The organism is Rhizobium sp. CCGE531, assembly GCF_003627795.1.
Lineage (GTDB): Bacteria > Pseudomonadota > Alphaproteobacteria > Rhizobiales > Rhizobiaceae > Rhizobium.
In genome coordinates, this window is the sequence record NZ_CP032684.1 from 1,652,968 (window position 1) to 1,674,686 (window position 21,719).

At 59.8% G+C, this 21,719-nt stretch carries 19 protein-coding genes and 1 tRNA gene; 8 read left to right on the top strand and 12 right to left on the bottom strand.

Annotation, left to right across the window (positions count from 1 at the left end; genetic code table 11):
- Window positions 1-610: 610 nt before the first annotated feature.
- From CCGE531_RS08155 to CCGE531_RS08175, 4 genes are all read right to left on the bottom strand, one after another.
- Window positions 611-4,408 carry a vitamin B12-dependent ribonucleotide reductase gene (locus CCGE531_RS08155; protein ID WP_120663719.1) on the bottom strand — a complete coding sequence of 1,266 codons (3,798 nt, stop codon included), beginning with the start codon at window positions 4,406-4,408 and terminating at the stop codon, window positions 611-613.
- A 769-nt stretch (window positions 4,409-5,177) separates the two neighbouring features.
- Window positions 5,178-5,675 (bottom strand): xanthine phosphoribosyltransferase, encoded by a 498-nt coding sequence (gpt, locus tag CCGE531_RS08165; RefSeq protein WP_120663721.1) that lies wholly within the window; start codon window positions 5,673-5,675, stop codon window positions 5,178-5,180.
- 317 nt (window positions 5,676-5,992) lie between these two features.
- Window positions 5,993-6,838, bottom strand: coding sequence for a universal stress protein (locus CCGE531_RS08170; protein ID WP_120663722.1), 846 nt, complete (start codon window positions 6,836-6,838; stop codon window positions 5,993-5,995).
- 116 nt (window positions 6,839-6,954) lie between these two features.
- The gene (locus CCGE531_RS08175; RefSeq protein WP_120666611.1) at window positions 6,955-7,728 is read right to left on the bottom strand and encodes a competence/damage-inducible protein A; all 774 of its coding nucleotides are present in this window, start codon (window positions 7,726-7,728) and stop codon (window positions 6,955-6,957) included.
- A gap of 239 nt (window positions 7,729-7,967) precedes the next feature.
- Between CCGE531_RS08175 and wrbA the strand changes: the two genes are divergently transcribed.
- The 4 genes from wrbA to CCGE531_RS08200 all read left to right on the top strand — a co-directional run bounded on the left by wrbA (window position 7,968) and on the right by CCGE531_RS08200 (window position 11,055).
- Complete coding sequence (wrbA, locus tag CCGE531_RS08180) at window positions 7,968-8,567, top strand: NAD(P)H:quinone oxidoreductase type IV (RefSeq protein ID WP_120663723.1); 600 nt, start codon at window positions 7,968-7,970, stop codon at window positions 8,565-8,567.
- A gap of 225 nt (window positions 8,568-8,792) precedes the next feature.
- A tRNA-Leu gene (locus CCGE531_RS08185) sits at window positions 8,793-8,878 on the top strand.
- Between the two features lie 550 nt (window positions 8,879-9,428).
- Window positions 9,429-10,679, top strand: coding sequence for a threonine ammonia-lyase (gene ilvA, locus CCGE531_RS08195; RefSeq protein ID WP_120666613.1), 1,251 nt, complete (start codon window positions 9,429-9,431; stop codon window positions 10,677-10,679).
- Window positions 10,680-10,716: 37 nt separating this feature from the next.
- Window positions 10,717-11,055, top strand: coding sequence for an HlyU family transcriptional regulator (locus CCGE531_RS08200; protein WP_120663725.1), 339 nt, complete (start codon window positions 10,717-10,719; stop codon window positions 11,053-11,055).
- 112 nt (window positions 11,056-11,167) lie between these two features.
- Here CCGE531_RS08200 and CCGE531_RS08205 read toward each other — a convergent pair whose 3' ends face one another.
- Entirely contained in the window at window positions 11,168-11,944 is a 777-nt protein-coding gene (locus CCGE531_RS08205; RefSeq protein ID WP_120663726.1) for an SDR family oxidoreductase, read from the bottom strand.
- A 105-nt stretch (window positions 11,945-12,049) separates the two neighbouring features.
- On the opposite strand from CCGE531_RS08205, the gene CCGE531_RS08210 reads away from it, so the two are divergent.
- Window positions 12,050-12,631, top strand: coding sequence for a TetR/AcrR family transcriptional regulator (locus CCGE531_RS08210; protein WP_120666615.1), 582 nt, complete (start codon window positions 12,050-12,052; stop codon window positions 12,629-12,631).
- Window positions 12,632-12,684: 53 nt separating this feature from the next.
- On the opposite strand, the gene CCGE531_RS08215 is transcribed toward CCGE531_RS08210, so the two are convergent.
- The gene (locus CCGE531_RS08215; RefSeq protein WP_120663727.1) at window positions 12,685-13,299 is read right to left on the bottom strand and encodes an FMN-dependent NADH-azoreductase; all 615 of its coding nucleotides are present in this window, start codon (window positions 13,297-13,299) and stop codon (window positions 12,685-12,687) included.
- Between the two features lie 137 nt (window positions 13,300-13,436).
- On the opposite strand from CCGE531_RS08215, the gene CCGE531_RS08220 reads away from it, so the two are divergent.
- A complete protein-coding gene (locus CCGE531_RS08220; protein ID WP_120663728.1) occupies window positions 13,437-14,405 on the top strand; it encodes a LysR family transcriptional regulator in 969 nt (322 codons plus the stop codon).
- A 46-nt stretch (window positions 14,406-14,451) separates the two neighbouring features.
- Here CCGE531_RS08220 and CCGE531_RS08225 read toward each other — a convergent pair whose 3' ends face one another.
- Complete coding sequence (locus CCGE531_RS08225) at window positions 14,452-16,440, bottom strand: bifunctional 2',3'-cyclic-nucleotide 2'-phosphodiesterase/3'-nucleotidase (protein ID WP_120663729.1); 1,989 nt, start codon at window positions 16,438-16,440, stop codon at window positions 14,452-14,454.
- Window positions 16,441-16,578: 138 nt separating this feature from the next.
- Entirely contained in the window at window positions 16,579-16,938 is a 360-nt protein-coding gene (locus CCGE531_RS08230; protein WP_120666617.1) for a PilZ domain-containing protein, read from the bottom strand.
- Window positions 16,939-17,113: 175 nt separating this feature from the next.
- Here CCGE531_RS08230 and CCGE531_RS08235 point away from each other — a divergent pair, with 175 nt between their 5' ends.
- On the top strand, window positions 17,114-17,917 hold the full coding sequence (locus tag CCGE531_RS08235) for an endonuclease/exonuclease/phosphatase family protein (RefSeq protein ID WP_120663730.1): 804 nt from the start codon (window positions 17,114-17,116) through the stop codon (window positions 17,915-17,917).
- Between the two features lie 6 nt (window positions 17,918-17,923).
- On the opposite strand, the gene CCGE531_RS08240 is transcribed toward CCGE531_RS08235, so the two are convergent.
- Entirely contained in the window at window positions 17,924-18,385 is a 462-nt protein-coding gene (locus CCGE531_RS08240; RefSeq protein ID WP_120663731.1) for an Lrp/AsnC family transcriptional regulator, read from the bottom strand.
- A 152-nt stretch (window positions 18,386-18,537) separates the two neighbouring features.
- Between CCGE531_RS08240 and ald the strand changes: the two genes are divergently transcribed.
- Window positions 18,538-19,656 (top strand): alanine dehydrogenase, encoded by a 1,119-nt coding sequence (gene ald / locus CCGE531_RS08245; RefSeq protein ID WP_120663732.1) that lies wholly within the window; start codon window positions 18,538-18,540, stop codon window positions 19,654-19,656.
- 6 nt (window positions 19,657-19,662) lie between these two features.
- On the opposite strand, the gene CCGE531_RS08250 is transcribed toward ald, so the two are convergent.
- The 3 genes from CCGE531_RS08250 to sseA all read right to left on the bottom strand — a co-directional run bounded on the left by CCGE531_RS08250 (window position 19,663) and on the right by sseA (window position 21,679).
- A complete protein-coding gene (locus CCGE531_RS08250) occupies window positions 19,663-20,172 on the bottom strand; it encodes a DUF1203 domain-containing protein (RefSeq protein ID WP_120666618.1) in 510 nt (169 codons plus the stop codon).
- Between the two features lie 80 nt (window positions 20,173-20,252).
- On the bottom strand, window positions 20,253-20,867 hold the full coding sequence (locus tag CCGE531_RS08255; protein WP_120663733.1) for a GNAT family N-acetyltransferase: 615 nt from the start codon (window positions 20,865-20,867) through the stop codon (window positions 20,253-20,255).
- Window positions 20,822-21,679, bottom strand: coding sequence for a 3-mercaptopyruvate sulfurtransferase (sseA, locus tag CCGE531_RS08260; RefSeq protein ID WP_120663734.1), 858 nt, complete (start codon window positions 21,677-21,679; stop codon window positions 20,822-20,824). The genes CCGE531_RS08255 and sseA overlap by 46 nt, the downstream gene beginning before the upstream one ends.
- Window positions 21,680-21,719: the final 40 nt, after the last annotated feature.

Genomic DNA, 21,719 nt, shown 5'->3' on the forward strand with positions numbered 1-21,719 from the left:
TGGTCAATGGGCAGTAGGCCACTTTCGTCGGCTTCAACGACTTCCCAATGAGTTACGATACCGCGGCTCATCGGAGTCGATTTGCCTGATGGGGGGTGGCGACCGTAAGGGTAATCCATCCTTACATATATGACACAAACCAAATCCGACGGTATCGTCACCGCTTCGATGACGCATCCCATGGACGGTGCATATTTAAAACGTACACCAGGTTTCGTGACATAAGCGTAGACGTCATAACCTTGATCGTCATCTCCCAAGGGTCTCTTAATACCACGAAAACATGCATGTGCGCTACTCATTGAACGAAGTGAGGCCAGCACATCGCTATTTCGCCATCGTATCAATGCATTATTAACAGGCGGTATTTGGCCGTGGACTAGACACCAAAGATCTAACAAAGGCTGTCGGTGCCCGGCCTCTAAGGCTTTTCTGACGTTAGCGCCAGCTATACGAAAGGTCGTTGGCTCCGAACGATTTTCTGGCGACGGGCATATGATTGTTTGCGGAACTTCAATCCATGCGGAGGGCTTTCGCCCCCCGCCGTTAATCAAGACCAAGTTATGATTTTCAACAGGGCGGCGCATCAAACATACACCTCCCGTATCAATCAAGAGCAGCCGCTCGTTGCCCCGCACGTGTCGCACTTCTCGCAGGTTCCATTCCGGACCATCGTGAAGTTTTGGCACTCCGTGCACATGTTGCCGGTGTAGCCCTGCATGATGGAGCGGGCGCGGCGTTCGGATTCGAGCTTCTTGGCTTCCGTCTTGGCCGTTGCCGCGTCGCTTGCGGCCTTGTCGGTGAAGAGGCCGGTGGTTTCGCTCGCCAGTTCCTCTGCAATCTCTTCGGCCAATTCCTTCGCACGCTCCTCATAGTCGCGCTTGAAGGCGACCACTTCGGAGGTCGAGACCGCACTCGTCGGCTCCAGCTTGCGCACCGTGTTGCCGGCAAAGGCGGTGACGGTCGAAAGCGAGGCTGCGCGTGCCGGCGCGGCCGTTGCCGCACCCTTGATCTCGGCTGCCGGACGCTCGCCTGATGTCGGAACCAGCGTCGGCTTGTAGCCGCGGGTCAGGCCCTTGGAGACGACATCGGCCTTGCCTTCGGAAACGCCGCGCCCAAGCGCCGTGTTGCTGAAGTCCGAAGTGTCGACATGGGCAAGATCGTGACGGCCGAGATAGGAGATCGCCAGTTCACGGAACACGTAGTCGAGGATCGACGTCGCATTCTTGATCGCGTCGTTGCCGGTGACGATACCGGCCGGCTCGAACTTGGTGAAGGTGAAGGCGTCGACATATTCCTCGAGCGGCACGCCATATTGCAGGCCGAGCGAGACCGAGATCGCGAAGTTGTTGATGAAGGCGCGAAGCGCTGAGCCTTCCTTGTTCATGTCAAGGAAGATTTCGCCGAGACGGCCGTCGTCATATTCGCCGGTGCGCAGGAAGATCGTGTGCCCGCCGATCTTAGCCTTCTGGGTGTAACCCTTGCGGCGGCCGGGAAGCTTTTCCTGTGTGCGCACGACCTTCTCGATCACGCGTTCGACGATCTTTTCCGTGATGGTGACGGCCTGGGCGGCAGCAGGGGCCCGCAGGAGTTCCTCCAGCGCATCCTCGTCGCTATCGTCCTCGATCAGCGAGGCGTTCAGCGGCTGGCTGAGCTTGGAGCCGTCGCGATAGAGCGCGTTGGCTTTGAGGCCGAGCTTCCAGGACAGCATATAGGCGTTCTTGCAATCCTCGACGGTCGCTTCATTCGCCATGTTGATCGTCTTGGAAATGGCGCCCGAGATGAAGGGCTGGGCAGCCGCCATCATGCGGATATGGCTTTCGACCGAGAGGTAGCGCTTGCCGATCTTGCCGCAGGGATTGGCGCAATCGAAGACGGCGAGGTGCTCGTTCTTGAGGAACGGCGCGCCTTCCAGCGTCATCGCACCGCAGACATGGATGTTGGCGGCCTCGATGTCCTTCCTGGAGAAGCCGAGGTGATCGAGCAGGTTGAAGCTCATATCGGCCATCTGCTCGTCGGAAACCTTCAGCGTGCCCTTCAGGAAGTCGGCGCCGAGCGTCCACTGGTTGAAGACGAACTTGATGTCGAAGGCGCTCTTCAGGGCGGCGTTGACGGCATCGATCTTCTCGGTCGTAAAGCCCTTGGCCTTCAGCGACGAGGGGTTGATGGCCGGCGCCTGGTTCAGGTTGCCATGACCGACGGCATAGGCCTCGATCTCGGCAATCTGGCTTTCGGAATAGCCGAGCGAGCGCAGCGCTTCCGGAACGGCACGGTTGATGATCTTGAAGTAGCCGCCGCCGGCAAGCTTCTTGAACTTCACCAAGGCGAAGTCCGGTTCGATGCCGGTCGTATCGCAATCCATGACGAGGCCGATCGTGCCGGTCGGCGCAATCACGGTCGCCTGCGCGTTGCGGTAGCCGTGCTTCTCGCCGAGTTCCAGCGCCTTGTCCCAGGCAGCCTTGGCGTGAGCGACGAGATCCTGGTCCGGGTTCTCGGAGTGGATGAGCGCCACCGGATTGACCGACAGGTTCTCATAGCCCGAGGTTTCGCCATAGGCGGCGCGGCGATGGTTGCGGATGACGCGCAGCATATTCTCGCGGTTTGGCTGGAACATCGGGAAGGTCCCGAGTTCCGACGCCATTTCGGCCGAGGTCGCATAGGCGATGCCGGTCATGATCGCGGTCAGCGAGCCGGCGATGGCGCGGGCTTCGTCGCTATCATAGGGAATGCCCGACGACATCAGCAGGCCGCCGATATTGGCATAGCCGAGGCCGAGCGTGCGGTATTCATAGGAAAGTTCGGCGATGCGGCGCGAGGGGAACTGCGCCATCATCACGGAGACTTCGAGAACGACGGTCCAGAGACGAACGGCGTGCTCGTAATCGGCGATGTTGATGCGCTTCGTCGCCGCGTCCTTGAAGGTCATCAGGTTCAGCGAAGCGAGGTTGCAGGCCGTGTCGTCGAGGAACATGTATTCCGAGCACGGGTTGGAGGCGCGGATCGGGCCGGCTGCCGGGCTGGTGTGCCAGTCGTTCATCGTCGTGTTGAAATGCAGGCCCGGATCGGCCGATGCCCAGGCGGCGTAGGAGATGGATTCCCAGAGGTCGCGAGCCTTCAGCGTCTTGATGACCTTGCCGTCCTTGCGGGCGGTCAGGTTCCAGTCGCCGTCACTCTCGACAGCGCGCAGGAAGTCGTCCTTGATGGAGACGGAATTGTTGGAGTTCTGGCCCGATACGGTCAGGTAGGCTTCCGAATCCCAGTCCGTGTCGTAGGTCTTGAATTCGAGATCCTTATAGCCCTGGCGGGCGAACTGGATGACGCGCTGGACGTAGTTTTCCGGAACCTGATCCTTCTTGGCAGCGCGGATTTCGCGCTTCAGGGCAGGGTTCTTGGCCGGATCGAAGCAGTCCTCATTATCGCCTTCGCAATTGACCGTGGCCTTCATGATCGCCTTCAGGTGCTTGGCGACGATCTTCGAGCCGGTCACGAGAGCGGCAACCTTCTGCTCTTCCTTGACCTTCCAGTTGATGTATTCCTCGATATCCGGATGATCGATGTCGACGACGACCATCTTGGCGGCGCGTCGCGTCGTGCCGCCCGACTTGATGGCGCCGGCGGCGCGGTCGCCGATCTTCAGGAAGCTCATCAGGCCGGAGGAACGGCCGCCGCCGGAAAGCTTTTCGCCTTCGCCGCGCAGCATCGAGAAGTTCGAGCCGGTGCCGGAGCCATACTTGAAGAGACGCGCTTCGCGAACCCACAGGTCCATGATGCCGCCCTCGTTGACGAGGTCGTCCTCGACGGACTGGATAAAGCAGGCATGCGGCTGCGGATGCTCATAGGCCGACTTGGACTTGGTGAGCTTGCCGGTGAAGGGATCGACATAATAATGGCCCTGGCCAGGGCCGTCGATGCCGTAGGCCCAGTGCATGCCGGTGTTGAACCACTGCGGCGAATTCGGAGCGACGCGCTGGGTGGCGAGCATATAGGCAAGCTCGTCGCAGAAAGCCGAAGCGTCTTCCTCGGAGGAGAAGTAGCCGCCCTTCCAGCCCCAATAGGTCCAGGTTCCGGCCAGACGGTCGAAGACCTGGCGCGCGTCGGTTTCGGAGCCGCTCTGCTGCTCCTTCGGCAGGTCCTTCATGGCCGCATCATCGGGCACGGAACGCCACAGGAAGGAAGGAACGTCGTTTTCCTCGACCTTCTTGAGCTTGGCGGGCACGCCGGCCTTGCGGAAATACTTCTGCGCGAGAATGTCGGCTGCAACCTGCGAGAACTGCGCGGGCACGTCGATGTTTTCGAGGCGGAAGACGATCGAGCCGTCGGGATTCTTGATCTCGCTGGTCGCCTTGCGGAATTCGATCTCCGCATAGGGTGACTGGCCGGCCTTCGTAAAACGGCGTTCGATGCGCATGGTCCCAATCCTCATTCGTTGGTGTGCGCCCGCATGAAAGCAGGGCGCAAAAATTCTCATTCCGGCATCGCGATTCAACGCGCAGCCAGCTTTCAATCCGCTTTCTGACAGGGGGTGTCACCCGGAGATGAGCTTCCTGTATCTTGTGGTGATGGTGGCTGCAAACACTAAATATAGTATTAACAGCTTATTGCCGCCAGTCCCCGCATATATTTTTTCGACGGCATCGAGATCGACACAAAAACCCCCACGGCGGTCACCGGCAAAGGTGAATCGCCTTGAATCCAGATCCGATTTCGAATTGAGAACCAGCCCTCGTTTACCCGCCTGGTCCAGTCGCCGCCGCAACGTCGTCCATTAACTTTGAAAGACCCGATTCCGTCAAGGGGTGGTTTGCGATGGATTGTTAACCACAATATCTTGTGGGCTCACCTGTGGAAATTGGGGAAACGCCAGTAGAGTAGAAGAATCAAGAGCTTGGTGGGAGATGCTCGCCCTTTGTGCGGCCGAAGACGGCGCAAGCCCCATCACTGCCGGAGTCAAAAACGACAAAATTGTGACCGTGACCGGGATGCCATTGGCAAGGCAGCGAAATCATGCCGTGGCGCATCATGATTCGCTCGGAAACCCTTGAATTCCGCGCATTCCAGCTATTGTGACGCCTACTAAATCTAGTGGGCGCCGTAGCGCCCACCTCTATTACCGTCTTCCGGTTCAATCTCGACACGCAACGGAATCAGCGGGTGATTCGCAAAGCCGACAAGCGGGCTTAGCCGCGTTGACCCTTGGCGATCGGCTCCTGATAGGTGAAGCCCATGTCCCAGGGGAAGTAGATCCAGGTGTCCTGGCTGACTTCGGTGATGAAGGTGTCGATGGTCGGCACACCCTTCGGCTTGGCATAGACGCAGGCGAAATGCGCCTTCGGCAGCAGGTTGCGGACTTCGACGGCGGTCTTGCCGGTATCGGTCAGGTCGTCGATGACAAGCACGCCTTCGCCGCCATTGACCGTCAGTTCCGGCGCGATGCCTTTGAGCAGGTTCATTTCGCCTTGGCTGGAATAGTCGTGATAGGAGGCGACGCAGACCGTCTCGATCAGGCGGATATTGAGCTCGCGCGAGATGATGGCGGCCGGCACGAGGCCGCCGCGGGTGATACAGACGATTGCCTTGAATTCGCGGTTGAGGCCGGCAAGCCGCCAGGCAAGCGCGCGCGCATCGCGGTGGAACTGATCCCAGGATACGGGAAAGGCTTTATCGGGCAGGGACATGGCAGAAGCTCCGGGGCATGGAATAATAACGCGCCGGCAATGCCGGCGACCCTGAGCAGACCCCGCGGCGGGCGCGGACCATGAACCAAATCCGGAACGCGATTCGCTTGATATCTGCCTGAACAGGATCTCATCCGGGAAAAAGCCATATGCCTTTTCGGGACCATGCTCTGTCGACCGCGCGAACGGTTCCCTTGGCGGGAATTCTGTCATCGGTCGCTGCTTTCTGCTGGATTTGCCGGCAAAAGGCAATAGCCGCAAAGCCCGCAATCGGTGCACATCTGCACCGGAAACCGTTTGATTTGAGCTTTCGCGGCTCAGCGGGCCAGAAGCGTCATCGCCGTCATCGATTGCAGCAAGGTGCGCGTCGTGCCGCCGAAGATCATCTGCCACAGCCAGGAATGCGTATAGGCGCCCATGACCAGCAGGTCGATGCTGTCATCCGCCAGGCGGTTTTCGATGACCTGCGATGGCGTCGACTTGCCGGTGCAGGCCGCCGTCTCGAACCTGGCGCGAACGCCATGGCGCGTCAGCGCCGCCGCGATCCGCACGCCGGTTTCCCGCGATGGGTGGGTTTCCTTCTCGGACGTGCTGACCGAGAGGATCTCGACCGAATCCGCGGCCTTGAGGAAGGGCAGGGCATCGAAAGTGGCGCGCGCCGCTTCCTTGGATCCGTTCCAGGCGATCAGCACGCGGCGGACCGGTTTCGGAGCGGTCAATATGTAGGGGATCAGAAGCACCGGGCGGCCGCTGTCGAACAGGAAGGTTTCGACGTCGACCTGGGAGTCGCCGTATTTGGACGGGTCCGGCTGCACGGCAACCAGCAGATCGGCGCTGCGGGCGCTCTCGATCAGTGGTTCGGTGCCGTAGCCGACCGTGCTGGCAAAGCTGTGCCATTCGTAGTCGAGACCGGCGTTTTCCATCCTCGTGCGGAACAGCCGCTCGATTTCGAGTGCCTGGTTATGCGCGACATCCTGGAGAGCCTGCACGGCGACGGGGTCCGGGATTTCCATCGGCGCCACCAGCGGCACCGTCGAGACGATTTCCGCATGAAGGCCGACAACATAAGCGCCGTGTTCCCTAGCCAGCGCCGCCGCAAAATCGGCGGCGATGCGCGTGTTGGCGGGATTGTCGAGAACGGTCAATATGGTCTTGTAGGACATGACGTGATCTCCCATGCGGAGGGGTTGGATCTGCGCATTATATCTCCATTCCGCGATAAATTAATGCGCTTCGATCACCTCTGGTTCCGTCACGGGATGCACTTATTTGTTGAGCGTCATGCCTCAGTCGACTGATTTTCCTTTGCTTTCGCCTGGCGGATGGCTTCGATCATCGCGCGTACTTCGGCTGCGACATTTTCAACTAATTCAGCGGAACGGCCCCTCACGACGATTTCCGTCGAGAAGAACTGGCCGACATAGCGTGGATAGGAGCCGATGCTGGTGTCCGGATGCGCCTTCTGGATGAGCGCGAGCGGGGTGCCGATCTCGCCCTCGCCGTAAGGGCAGGAAATGGCGGTCGACAAAACACGCACCCCGGTCTTGAGCGTCGGTATGACATTATCGAGCATCGCCTGGAAAACCTGCGGCACGCCGGCCATGACATAAACATTGCCGATGTTGAAGCCGGGAGCGGTCGAGACCGGATTGGCGATGTGCTTCGATCCGATAGGCATGCGGGCCATGCGCTGGCGTGCCTCGGTGAATTCCATCTCGCGCCGCGCATACATTTCGCCCATGATCCGCATGGCCTCGGCGTCGTGCTCGCAGGGTACGCCGAAGGCCTTGGCTATGGCATCGGCGGTAATGTCGTCATGGGTCGGGCCGATGCCGCCCGACGTGAAGACATAGTCATACTGGCCGCGCAAGGCATTCAGCGCCGATACGATGGCATCCTCTTCATCGGCAACGATGCGAACCTCTTTCAGATCGATGCCGGCCAGCAGCAACACATCGGCGAGATGGCCGATATTCTTGTCCTTCGTCCGGCCGGAAAGCAGTTCGTCGCCGATGGCCAGCATGGCGGCTGTGACAATGGTATCGTTTGACATGAGGAGATCCGTGAAAAAGCGCATCGGCGCGTTCGCAAAAAGTCCGAGATAGGTAGCGCCGTTTTCCGCGAATGCAAACGGTCGATTTCGGATCCTCGGCAATCATCGGGAAGCGACGCAAATGAATTTTCGTCCACAGGGGATGAACAGTGCGTTCCGGGCATGGGGGCTGCGCTGCTGTCGCTCCGCTGATACAACACTCCGCGACAATCAACGCGTCCAACAAACGGGAGACGTTCATGGCTAAGGTTCTGGTTCTCTACTATTCCTCCTACGGTCATATCGAGAAGATGGCCTATGCCGTCGCGGAAGGCGCAAAGTCCACGGGTGCTGAAGTCACCGTCAAGCGCGTACCCGAACTCGTGCCGGAAGAAGTTGCCAAGGCCTCCTATTTCAAAATGGATCAGGAAGCCCCGGTCGCAACGCCGGATGAACTGGCCGAGTATGATGCGATCATCGTCGGCGCCGGTACGCGTTTCGGCACGGTCGCCTCGCAGATGCGCAATTTCTGGGACCAGACCGGCGGCCTTTGGTTCAGCGGCAAGCTCGTCGGCAAGGTCGGCTCGGCCTTCACCTCGTCCGCCACGCAGCACGGCGGCCAGGAATCGACCATCCTCGGCTTCATCCCGACCTTTCTGCATCAGGGCATGATCGTCGTCGGCCTTCCCTATGCCTTCCAGGGCCAGATGGGCACCGAGGAAGTCAAGGGCGGCTCACCCTACGGCGCTTCCACCATCACCAACGGCGACGGCTCGCGCCAGCCCTCCGAAATCGAGCTGGAAGCAGCAAAGTACCAAGGCGCACATGTCGCCAAGATTGCTGCTAAGCTGTCGGTCTGATTTGATTTTTGCACATTATTGGAGAGAGGCGTGGCGAAAGCTGCGCCTTTTTCGTTTGGGGTCGGGGAGGTCGGTCGCTAAAGAATGTTTGTCTCAACCTGCCGGGGTTTACGAGTAAGCCCGATGGGCAAAAGACACATATCTGAGAAACCTGCCCAGCCGCACAAAAAACGACCGCGCGGCGCTTTCCAAATCACACGACGCAAGATATTGAAATCGCCCAGCGCGGACGTGGCGAAACTGGTAGACGCAAGGGACTTAAAATCCCTCGGCCTTTGGCTGTACGGGTTCGACCCCCGTCGTCCGCACCATCGGCTCATCAGGAAACGGGTGGCTGCGGCTTTAGCCGATGCCTAATCTGATCCCATCAATCGGATCAGAGTATGCCATGTCCATTTTTCTTCATCTGCATGAGATTGCGGCAAAGCGTGGGGACTGTTTGCGCCCCGAATTGATCAGGGCGTTGCGAAGCGCAGGTCAGCAAAAAGCGGCCATCCCGATGGCTGTACAACGGCTACCGGCTGTCTTCGAGACAGCGGACCCGCTGGAAATGGAGCAATCGGCCGATTGCAAGCATCGCACGCATGCGAAGTAACCCAGGCGAAGCCCGCCGGCGCCGACGGATCGGTATTGGGCGGGCCTCTAACCATCGTCATGATGGCTGTGTCATATTGGACGCAGGGGGAGCTTGGCTGTCAACTCGCAGATTTTGAGAATTCAGCTGTCAGAAGCATAAATAGTTAATTGCTCGTTCGTTTGGGCAACATCGTTACTGCAGGTCTGAAAGTGCGATAAACAGGCTTTCTTTGCTCATCTTTCCTGTGTCATAGCGGGGATGGATTGAAGAAGGACGGACAAGCCGTGGACAAACAGACTGTTCTCGAAGCCACCGAGGCCATGCGTGGCCTTTTTCCCGCAACGCCGCTGCAGTTGAACGAGCATCTTTCCGCCCGCTATGGCGCCGATATCTGGCTGAAGCGCGAGGATCTGACGCCGGTCCGCTCCTACAAGATCCGCGGCGCCTTCAATTTCTTGCGCAAGGTAATTGCCGCAGGCGGCACGGGAAAGACCTTCGTCTGCGCCTCCGCCGGCAATCATGCCCAGGGCTTTGCCTTCGTCTGCCGGCATTTCAGCGTGCCGGGCGTGGTCTACATGCCTGTGACGACGCCGCAGCAGAAGATCGACAAGACCCGCATCTTCGGTGGCGAGTTCATCACCATCAAGCTTTTCGGCGATTTCTTCGATCAATGCTATCAGGCCGCGCGCGATCACGTCGAAAAGATCGATGGCGTCATGGTGCCGCCTTTCGACCATGCCGATATCATCGAAGGGCAAGCGACCGTCGCTGCCGAGATCGCGGAACAACTGCCTGATGGCGTTGTCGCCGACCATGTTCTTCTTCCGGTCGGCGGCGGTGGCTTGGCAGCCGGCATCACCGGCTATTTTGCCGATACGCTTGCCCGTGACGCCTTCACCTTTGCCGAGCCGGCCGGCGCGCCGAGCCTGCGCCGCAGCATCGAGGCGGGGCAGGTGGTCACGCTCGCCAAGGTCGATAATTTCGTCGATGGCGCTGCCGTCGGCCGTATCGGCGAGTTGAATTTCGCCGCCCTCAAGGGCTTTGCGGCAGAGCAGGTCAAGCTCATCGAGGAAAACGCCATCTGCGTTACCATCACCGACATGCTGAATGTCGAGGGCGTCGTGCTGGAGCCGGCCGGCGCGCTGGCGATCACGGCGCTGGAAAAGCTCGATCGCGACAGCATTCGCGGCAAGACCATCGTCGCCGTCGTCTCCGGCGGCAATTTCGATTTCGAGCGCTTGCCAGACGTCAAGGAGCGCGCCATGCGCTATGCCGGGCTGAAGAAATACTTCATCCTGCGCCTTGCGCAGCGCCCCGGCGCACTTCGCGATTTCCTCAACATGCTTGGACCGGAAGACGATATCGCCCGCTTCGAATATCTGAAGAAGAGCGCCCGCAATTTCGGCTCCATCCTGATCGGGATCGAGACGAAGAATCCCGATAATTTCAAGCAGCTTATCGCGAATTTTGAAAGCTCCGGCATGGGCTATGAGGACATCACCGAAAACGAGATCCTGGCAAACCTGATCATTTGACTTTGCGAGCCTGCAACCTTCATGCTAAAGGCGATCCATGGCTTCGTTCTTTTCAAATATCCTCTCGATCTTCACCGGTGGCGCATCGCAGGCTGGCACAGAAAAGTCCGCTGGTCCTGCCGTCAGTGTCGAGCCTCAAGTCCACGCCGGCTGCACGATCTATGCGACCCCGCAGCGCGAGGGCAATCAGTTCCGCCTTATGGGCCGGATCGAGAAGGATGTGAACGGCGAGATCCTGGTGCGCAATTTCATCCGCGCCGACGTCTTCACCTCGTCCGATGACGCGGTGGAATCGACCTTCCGCAAGGCGCAGCAAATCATCGATCAGAACGGCGCGGGCCTCTTCGGCGACGGCGAAAAGGTTCGCCAGGTCTGATATCGGGCAGATTTCCTTAATATGCGCGTGATGCAAGGGCCGCCTCCTGCATTTGCTCAGGCGGCCCATAACATTCATTGAAATCGATGGCTGGTTGGACTTTCGCTCGGGCTCAAGCTGTGCGGAACATCTTGGCGCCGGCCGGGGCGTTGACGGCGCCGCCGTCGACGGTGATTTCGATCGCCGTGACATTGGCGGAATCGTCGGAGGCGAAATAGAGCGCAGCCTTGGCGATTTCATCGGCTTCGCTCATGCGGCCGAGCGGGCTCAGGCCGCCAAAGCGCGCCTGCAGCGCATCCAGGGCCTCGGGCGTGGCAGCGCGCGGTTCCCAGATCGGCGTCTTGGTGGCGCCCGGCGTGACCTGGTTGACGCGGATACCGCGGGGCGCGAGCTCGGAAGCGAGATTGCGGGTCATGGCGCGAACGGCGGCCTTCGTGCCCGCATAGGCCGAGGCGCCGGGAATGCCGAGGACGGCATGCACAGAACCGTTCAGGATCACGGAGCCGCCGTCGTTCAGATGCGGCAGCGCCGCCTGCACAGTGAAGAAGACGCCGGTGAAATTGACGCGTACGACGGTTTCGAACTGCTCGAGCGTGGTGTTGCCGAGCGGGGTATCGCCGGCAATGCCGGCATTGGCAAAGACTACATCGAGTTTTCCAAGCTTCTCCGCAGCCTCGGCAAATGCCTTCTCCATGGCGGGGATGTCGGTCGTGTCGGCCTGCAATGCCAGTACGTTGCCGCCGAGTTGTTCCGCTGCCGCGGCCAATGTCTTGGCGTTGCGGCCGGTAATGGCGACCTTGGCGCCCTCGGCGAGGAAGAGGCGGGCGGTGGCAAAGCCGATGCCGCTGTTTCCGCCGGTGATGAGGGCAACCTTGTTGTTGAGACGCATGTTCGTAGCTCCTGTTGGCTTTTGTCACGATCTGGATTATGATCGTTATCTATAAGGATTATGATCATAATCCATTTTGTCAAGCCGGGTACGAAAGGATTTTCGATGGGCCGCTCACAATTGGAAAAGCAGAAGACGCACGAACGCATCGTGACGCTCGCCGCCAAGCGTCTGCGCGAGGAAGGATTGCAAGGGATCGGCGTCGCCGATCTGATGAAGGAGGCAGGCCTGACCGTCGGGGGCTTCTATAAGCATTTCGCCTCCCGCGACGAACTTGTGGCGGAAGCCATGGAATCGGCGATCGGATCATGGCGGCGGCAGCAGGAGGAAAAGGGGATCGATCCGGAGAGCATCCCGCTCAGCGATTATGTCGATATCTATCTCAGCGAAAGTCACCGCGATCACTGCGGCGAGGGCTGCGCCTACGCGGCGCTGACAGCGGATATGGCGCGCAGCAGCGATGCGGTCCGCTCGGTTGCGACGGACGGCCTGCGAAGAAATTTCGATGCCATGACGGCGCGCATGCCACAGCCGGAAACGGCCGAAGCGAGGCGGAGGGCAATCATCGCCTCCTGCCTTATGACCGGGGCGCTCGGCCTTGCGCGCGTGGCGAACGACGAGGCTCTTTCCAGTGAGATTCTGGAAATCGTCAAGCCGTTCGTGAAGGAACTGGCGCAAGCAAAATAGCAAAGCGGCCGGTTGAAGCCGGCCGCCTGTCAGTGTCCCAATACGGCAGTTAATTAAGCGGCGAGAGCCAGCTCGGAGGCGCGGGCCTGGGCGGCGCCGATTGCCTTTTCGACAGCTTCCGGACCAAAAGCGATGCCTTCGATGTAAACGGTCTCGACATCGGTGATGCCGATGAAGGCGAGAACCGACTTCAGGTAGGGAACGGCATGGTTCAGCGGAGCAGCCGGGCCTTCGGAGTAGACGCCGCCAGAGGCAAGCACGATGTAGGCCTTCTTGCCGGTCACCAGACCCTTCGGGCCGGTTTCCGTGTAGGTGAAGGTGCGGCCGGCGCGGGCGATGTTATCGATCCAGGTCTTCAGCGAGGAATAGATGTTGAAGTTGATGAGGCCGGTGCCGATGACCAGCGTGTCGGCTGCCAGCAGCTCGTCGACCAGCGCGTCGGAAACCTTGACCAGTTCCTGCTGCTCGGGCGTCCGGGCATCGGCCGGCGTACGGATGGCTGCGGTGAAGGGGCCGTCGATGTGCGGCAGGTTGTCTGCGGCGAGGTCGCGGTGAACGAGCGTCTTGCCCGGGTTGTTGGTCTTGATCTTCTCGGCAAGCTCGGTCGCGATCTTCGTGGAGAGCGAGTCTGGACGCGGGCTGGAAGTCAGAAGCAGAATGGAGGACATATCCGTTTTCCTTTTCAATGGGTTGCGAAAATCGGCTGGGAGAGTCCGATCACGTTCGCTTCAATAAATAAGTCCTCAGTGCTATCGAGAAAAACTGTGATAATATGGATTGGAATTATCGATAGAATGGATGGCAGATGCTCCCCAACCCCACCCTCGACCAATTGCAGGTCTTTCTGACCGTCGCTGAATCAGGCAGTTTTTCCGCCGCTTCGCGCGCGCTCAACCGCGCGCAATCGGTCATCAGCTACACCATTGCCAACCTGGAAGCACAGCTTGAAATGCCGCTGTTCGAGCGGTCCGGCTCGCGCCAGCCGAAATTGACGGATGCGGGCAGGGTGATGCTGGAGGATGCCCGCCGCATTCTTTCCGATCTCCAGGTGATGCGTGCGAGAGTGAAGGGTCTGAAGAGCGGGCTCGAGGCGGAGGTGGCAGTTGCCATCAGTGTCATGGTGCCGGTGCATGCGACCGTCGACGTGCTGCGGGAATTTCGGGATCGCTTCCCCTATGTTTCCTTGAGGCTCGATACCGGCGAACTCGGCTCGATGCTGGAGCTCGTCACCAGCGGCAGATCGACGATCGGTATTGGTGGCTCGGTGTTGAAGCAGGATGATGCTTTGGTCATCGAGCGCATCGGCCATTCCTTCATGATGCCGGTGGCCGCGCCCACACACCCCCTTGCGCAGATAGGAAGGCCGCTGACGCTTGCCGATGTGCGTGAAGAAGTGCAACTGGTTGTCACCGACGCGTCAAACCTCACGAATGGCAAGGATTTCAACGTCCTATCCTACAAGATCTGGCACCTCAGCGATATCGCCACCAAGCATCAGCTGATCAGAGGCGGCCTCGGCTGGGGCGGCCTGCCAGCCTCGTTCATCATGGAGGATCTGCAGAAGGGGCGGCTGGTGCCTTTGGCCCTCGATGCCTATGATCAGAGCGAATATCCGCTCTATGCCGTCCGCAAGGTCGACAATCCTCCGGGGCCTGCCGCCGCATGGATGATCGAGGCTTTCCGCTCGCGTCTGGCGCGATGCCCGAATCAGGAAGACTTCAGGGCGGCTGTCGAGATGTTCCATCCGGGTGACAAGCGTCTCGCCGCAGAATGAGAAGATCCTCTCCCCGCTGCGGGGAGAGGACAACAGCACTGAGGGATTACAGAACCAGCCGGTAGCTGCGGAAGCCGTCGGCGCCTTCGCCGGCATCTTCGATCTTCACGCTCTTGACCTGATCGAGGAAATCCTTTGCCTTTGGCGAGCTCTGGAACGTCGCCGTCGTGCCCGACAGCGGCTTGAAGGTCCAGTTGCCGTCGGCCGTCGGGTTGATCGTGCCCTGATCGTGGACATAGCGCACGATGACGTCGCGGTTGGTATCGGGTGCCTGGTAGATGACCTTGTCCGCGGCGATCTCGGGGAAGTTGCCGCCGCCGCCGGCGCGATAGTTGTTGGTGACAACAACGAACTTCTGCGCGGGGTCGATCGGCTTGCCGTTGAATTGCAGGTTCTGGATGCGGTTCGAATCGGCATTCAGGACCTTGCCGTCATCGCCGAAGCGACGCGGCTGCGAGAGGTCGATCTGATAGGTGACGCCGTCGATGACGTCGAAGTTATAGGATGGGAAGCTGTTGTTGATCAGATCCGCATCCTTGGCGCCCGGCTTGACCTGGTTGAACATGGCGGCCGACATTTCCAGCCAGTTCTTCACCTGCGCGCCGTTGATGACGACGGCCTGCACCGTATTCGGATAGAGATAGAGGTCGGCGACATTCTTGATGGCGATATTGCCGGCGGGAACGTCCGTATAATAGTCGGCGCCGTTGCGGCCACCGCACTTGAAGGGGGCAGCAGCCGAAAGAACCGGCAGGTCCTTGTATTGCGTCTCCTTCAGCATCTCCTTGATGTACCAGACCTGCGCCTGACTGACGATCTGGACCGACGGATCGTCGGCGACCAGCGCGAAGTAGGAGTAGAGCGGCGCAGACGTCTTGCCGACTGGCGTGCGCACATAGGTCAGTGTCGCCTCATGCTCGGCCTTTGCTGATTCCACCACTTCCTTCTTGTCGGCGACATCGGCGACGACCTTCTTCTTGTCGTCGCGATGGTAGATCGGCCGCGCCTCGGAGGTGAAGTCGACGATCTTCCAACCCTTGCCGTCCTTTTCCAGCAGCAGGTCGATGAGCCCGAGATGCGAGCCCCAGAAGCCGGCCATCACGGCAGGCTTGCCATGCAGCGTGCCCTTGACCGGATCGGCGTCCTTGACGCCGTCCCAGGTCTTCGGGCCGGGGAAAACAAGATGCTGGTGGCCGGTGAAGACGGCATCGATGCCATCGACCGCCGCGACATAGAGCGAAGCATTTTCCATCTTCTCGCTCGGGCCGCTGCCGTCGATACCGGAATGCGAGAGGGCAATGACGATATCCGCGCCTTCGGCCTTCATGACCGGAACCCATGCCTTGGCGGCTTCGACGATATCACGCGTCTGCGCCTTGCCTTCGAGGTTCTTGATATCCCAGAGCATGATCTGCGGCGGCACGAAGCCGATGAAGCCGATTTTGATCGAGCTTTCATTGCCGGCGCCGTCCTTGATCTTCTTTTCCTGGATCAGATAGGGCTTGAAAAACAGGTCATCCTTCGTCGGGTCGGAGGCGAGCTGGCCCTTGGTCAGGTTGGCGCAGACGAACGGGAAATTCGCGCCGGCCAGCACCTTGAACATGAAGTCGAGGCCATAGTTGAACTCGTGGTTTCCAAGCGTTCCCACCGAATAGCCGAGCGTGTTCATCGCCTTGATGACCGGATGGACATCGCCGTCCTTCATGCCGTGCTGATAGGCCATGTAATCGCCCATCGGATTGCCCTGTAGCACGTCACCATTGTCGATGAGGAGCGAGTTGGTGGCTTCGGCGCGAATATTGTCGATGATCGTTGCGGTGCGCGTCAGGCCCATCGTGTCGTTCGGCTTGTCGGCATAGTAGTCATAGGGGAAGACGTTGACGTGGATGTCAGTCGTTTCCATGAGGCGCAGATGCGCCTGGTTGCTGGCCGCGCGGGCGGCGAAAGGATGCAGCACGATCAGCGCCGCAGTGGCGCTGAGGCCTTGCAGCAGGGAACGGCGCGACATGCTGGGTAAATCCAGAATGGAAGACATGGAACACTCCTTCAACGATGGGGCTATAAGTCCGTCGATCATCTCTCGGGCGAGGGAGATTAGGACGATTTTCGAAGGTGTGCACCAGTAATGTGACAGGCTTATTGTGGATCGTAGCCGGCTTGCGCCGTCATTCGATCAGCGCTTGAGAACCGGCTTTATGTCCTTGTGGAAAAAGCGGAAATAGGACGCGACTTTCGCAGACGCGTTGGAGGAGCGATCGAACTCGATGCCGATACGGCCATTGTGAGCCCAGCGCACGAAACCATCCAGGAAGCCGATATCATCGCATTCGACGCGAACCTTGCTGCCCGCGGCCGCGTAGAGCGGCGACTGCAGGTCGAGAGCGATGCCGCTTGTGGAAATATCGACGACACGACCGGTGGCCAGCTTGGTGAAATAGCGGACCTGACCCATTAGGCGCGCATGATGGCGCGACGAACCTCGCGACTTGATTTTCAGATTGCCCTGGACGGGTGCTTTCGAAGAGAACTGCATGATGTTATCCCGGCTCATACATCTTTTTCCCCGCCTGGATACCAGGTGTGTATTGAAGGATGTTTAGGATAAACGCTAAAATTGCATTGGACCGTATCGAATCGGCACCGGAATCAGGTTTCCGATCATTGCCGGGGACGTGATATCGAGACGTAGCTATCGAAAGGTGCAGGAGATGCGCATCATTTCCTTGAATGCATGGGGCGGTCGGCTGCATGAGCCGCTTATCCCCTATCTCGTCGATGTCGATGCGGATGTTCTGTGCCTGCAGGAAGTCGTTCGCACGCATGGCGCGCAGTCGGAATGGCTGGTCTATCGCGATCACGGAATCGAGCTTCCGCAGCGGGCCAAACTCTTCGATGAACTCAAACTTGCTTTGCCGGCTTACGATGCCTTCTTCCTCCCCGTTGCGCGAGGTGATCTCTTCGACGGCGACCGGCGGCTTTCCTCGGAATTCGGCTTGGCGACCTTCGTGCGCAAGACCCATCCCGTCATCGGCCAGGCAGCAGGCTTCGTTCACGGTAAATTCTCGGCTGACGGTTACGGGGATCATCCACGCTCGCGCATCGCCCATTGCATCCGTCTCTTCGACTACGAGCGCGGCTATCCCGTTACCATTGCCCATATGCATGGCTTGCGAGACTTGGAAGGCAAGGATGACACGCCGGCGCGCCGCCATCAGGCGAATGCGCTTGTCGAACTTATCCGCCAGGTGAAACAGGACGGTGATCGGCTGGTCGTCTGCGGCGATTTCAACGTGCTGCCGGGAAGCGAAACCTTCGAAATACTTGGCAGCCTGGGACTAATTGATCTCGTCACCTCGCGGGGACATGGCGACACACGCACGTCTCACTATCGCAAGCAGCCCCGCTTTGCCGACTACATGCTGGTGACGCCAAATGTCGAGGTGATCGACTTCGATCCGGTCGCCGAGCCTGAAGTTTCCGATCATCGCGCGCTGCTGCTGAATCTGCGCTGACGAAGATCACAGGCCGACATTCGGCCGCTCGATGATTTCGCGCAGCGCAAAGCTGGAATTGATCTTCACGACATGTGGCAGCGCGGAGAGCCAGTCGCGGTGGATGCGCTCGTAGTCTTCGAGATCCCGCGCGGCAACGCGCACTATGTAATCGTATTCCCCAGACATGAGATAGCAGGCAAGCACGTTCGGACAGCGCTTCACCGCCGTTTCGAATTCCGACAGCGTCTTGGCGAACTGGCCGGATAGGGAGATGTGCACGAAGGCGATCATCTTATAATCAAGCGCCTTTTGCGACAGATGCGCATGATAGCCGTCGATGACGCCGCTCTTTTCGAGGATATCGAGCCGGCGGGAGCAGGCCGAGGGCGAGAGGCCGACCTTTTCGGCCAGTTCCGCATTGGTGATCCGCGCGTTCTGCTGCAGCATCCGCAGAATCGAATGATCTATGGCGTCGAGGTCTGACATTCGAAGAACTTTCGAAAAAACTCCTGTTTGCGCAATAAACCACGAAAAATGACCGCAACGCAAATCGTCTTTGCAAGGACATTGCGGGGCGGAGGTGGTCTGATTTCCATTGGAGAAAATGCGAGCCGCACAAGCATTCGAGGAGGAATGAAATGCGCGTTGGTTGCCCCAAGGAAATCAAGAACCACGAATATCGCGTCGGCCTAACGCCGGCGTCGGTTCGTGAATATGTCGCCCATGGTCATGAAGTCTGGGTCGAAACGAAAGCCGGTGCCGGTATCGGCGCGGACGATCATTCCTACGCTGCCGCCGGCGCCAAGATCGCCGCAAGCGCCAAGGACATTTTCGAGAAGTGCGACATGATCGTCAAGGTCAAGGAGCCGCAACCCTCGGAATGGGCGCAGCTCCGCGAGGGCCAGCTTCTCTACACCTATCTGCATCTTGCGCCCGATCCGGAACAGACCAAGGGCCTGCTTGCTTCAGGCGTCACAGCCGTCGCCTACGAGACCGTGACCGACGAGCGCGGCGGCCTGCCGCTGCTGGCGCCGATGTCCGAGGTCGCCGGCCGCCTGTCGATCCAGGCGGGCGCGACGGCCCTCCAGAAGGCCAATGGCGGCCTCGGGATCCTGCTCGGCGGCGTTCCCGGCGTACTGCCGGCCAAGGTGGCGATCATCGGCGGCGGTGTCGTCGGCCTGCATGCCGCCAAGATGGCGGCAGGGCTCGGCGCCGATGTCAGCATTCTCGATCGCTCGCTGCCGCGCCTGCGCCAGCTCGACGATATCTTCAATGGCCGCGTCCACACCCGCTATTCCAGCATTCAGGCGCTGGAGGAAGAGGTCTTCTCCGCCGATCTCGTCATCGGTGCCGTGCTGATCCCCGGTGCCGCCGCGCCGAAGCTGGTGACGCGCGAAATGCTGTCAGGCATGAAGAACGGCTCGGTCATCGTCGATGTCGCCATCGACCAGGGCGGCTGCTTCGAGACCTCGCATGCGACGACGCATTCCGATCCGACCTATGTGGTCGAAGGCGTCGTGCATTATTGCGTCGCCAACATGCCGGGTGCGGTTCCCGTCACCTCGGCCCATGCCCTCAACAATGCCACGATTTATCACGGCCTCGCGCTCGCCGATCGCGGCCTGCGTGCCATCGCGGAAGACAAGCACCTCCGCAATGGCCTCAATGTCCACAAGGGCCGCATCACCAACCGGCCGGTGGCCGAGGCGCTGGGCTACGAGCCCGTTGCGCCCGAAAGCATATTGAACGTCGCATAATCCGCATCAAATGGAGGCGCCGGCGTAGGCATATGCCGGCGCCTCCATTTTATCGATGCGGCATTGATAGCAGTTGTTGCGCGCCGAGCGGACGTGGACATAGGCGATGTCGGGACGTTCGAGCAGGGAGGCCGCATAGACGGCAATGTCATCGGTCGGCGTTACCGCACCGGTTCCGTAGACGATGCGATCGTTCTTCCCATAGCCGCGCACGATGAAATCCTTGCTGGTTGTCAGCACGGGCGGCAGGATCTCTTCAGCCTCGTAGCGCTGGCACGGCGTCTTGTGCAGGAAGATAGGACCCGTCTCCGCATAGGGCTGCAATTCCGGAAAGGGCCGATAGGCAAACACGAACAGCTCTTCGCCGGCATCGATATTGCGCAGGCAGTGGCGGCAGGGATGGCCCGGACCATCGGAGATCATGGTCTCCGGCCGGTGACCATAAGCATCGGCGCCGCCGTTCCACAGAGCTTCGGCGTCGGAGGTGGGCATGGCTGCAAAGGCAATGGAGGGCATGGCAAAGCTCCTTTCGAGATCTGCCATGTGATGCTCCGGAACGAGGCGCGAAACCACCCGATTCCTGCCACGTCGAAGTGTCAGCTTTTCTTCGCGAGCTCCAGCAATTCCTTGTCGCTCAAGGGCCGGACGATGCCTTCACCGGTCGAGATCGGCGAGAAGCCGAACATCTGGTAGAGCTGCAATGCCCGCGGATGATCGAGATTGTTCGTCGTCGTCACGATCCGTTGCGGGTTCAGCGTCCATATGGCGTAGAGCGACTGGAGCAGGAACCATTTGCCGATGCCGAGGCCGAGCGCATTTTCAATGAGGCCGAAATGGCTGAGCTCGATCGTCTCCTCGTCCTGCCGGAAATATTCGAAGAATCCCCCCGGAGCGCCGTTGACGTAGAGTACGCTGATATCGTTGCGCTGGTCATGAAGGACAGCGGCCAGTTCTTCATCCGAGAGACGAATCCGGTCCACCCAGTGCCAGCGGGCCCCAACCTGGCGATAGAGATAGCGATAGAAGGGCAGCGGAATATCAGGCGAACGCATGATCGCCGTCTGGATGTTGACCGGCACCGGCAGGCTTGACTTGGGCGGTGCGGTCATTTCCAGTCGGGTGATATGAACCTTGATGGACGAGGGTGTCTTCACGGACGGGGCGCTCAATCTTGACCGGTGACGATGGGCGTATCTGCCCGGCTGCCCCATTCCGACCAGGAGCCGTCATAGAGCTTGTTGCTGTCATGGCCGAGGGATTCGAGCGCCAGCGTGATGATCGCCGCTGTAATGCCGGATCCGCAGGTCGTCACCACAGGCTTGTCGAGATCGATGCCGGCCTTCTCGATCGTTTCGCGCAGCTCCGGCAGGGACTTGAATTTGCCGTTCGTGGCAAAGACGCCCGAGGGCAGGCTTCTCGCTCCCGACATATGGCCCGAGCGCATGCCTTCGCGCGGCTCAGGCTCCGTCGCCGCGAAACGACCGGCGCTGCGGGCGTCGGCGATCTGCAGGGAACTGCTGTCGACGATACCGCGCATCTCGTCGAGCGAAACGACGCGGCTGCCGTTGAACTTGGGCTTGAACGTCGCGGGCGCGAAGGCAGGCGGCGCCGTCTCCAGTGGCCGCCCTTCGGCCTTCCAGCCATCCAGGCCGCCATCGAGCACGAAGACGTTCGGCGCACCCATGACGATGTGGAAAAGCCACCAGACGCGCGGCGAGGCGAACAGACCGGGACCGTCATAGATGACGATGCGATCGCTCTCGCTGATGCCGAGCTTGCCGACTTCGGCCGCGAAGAATTCGGGCGAGGGCACCATATGCGGCAGGTTGGTCGAATGATCAGCTATCTTGTCCTGATCGAAGCGGGCGGCGCCTGGAATATGGCCGCTGGCATATTCCGCATCGGCATTGCGCTTCTGCGCCGGCAGATAGAAGGATGCGTCGAGGATGCGCAGGTCCTTGGCGCCCAACTCGCCTTGCAGCCAGTCGGCGGATACGACGAAACGGCTCTTGTCCGCTGCCATGATGATCTCTCCCTGCTATGGTCTATTGGTTTTGATATCG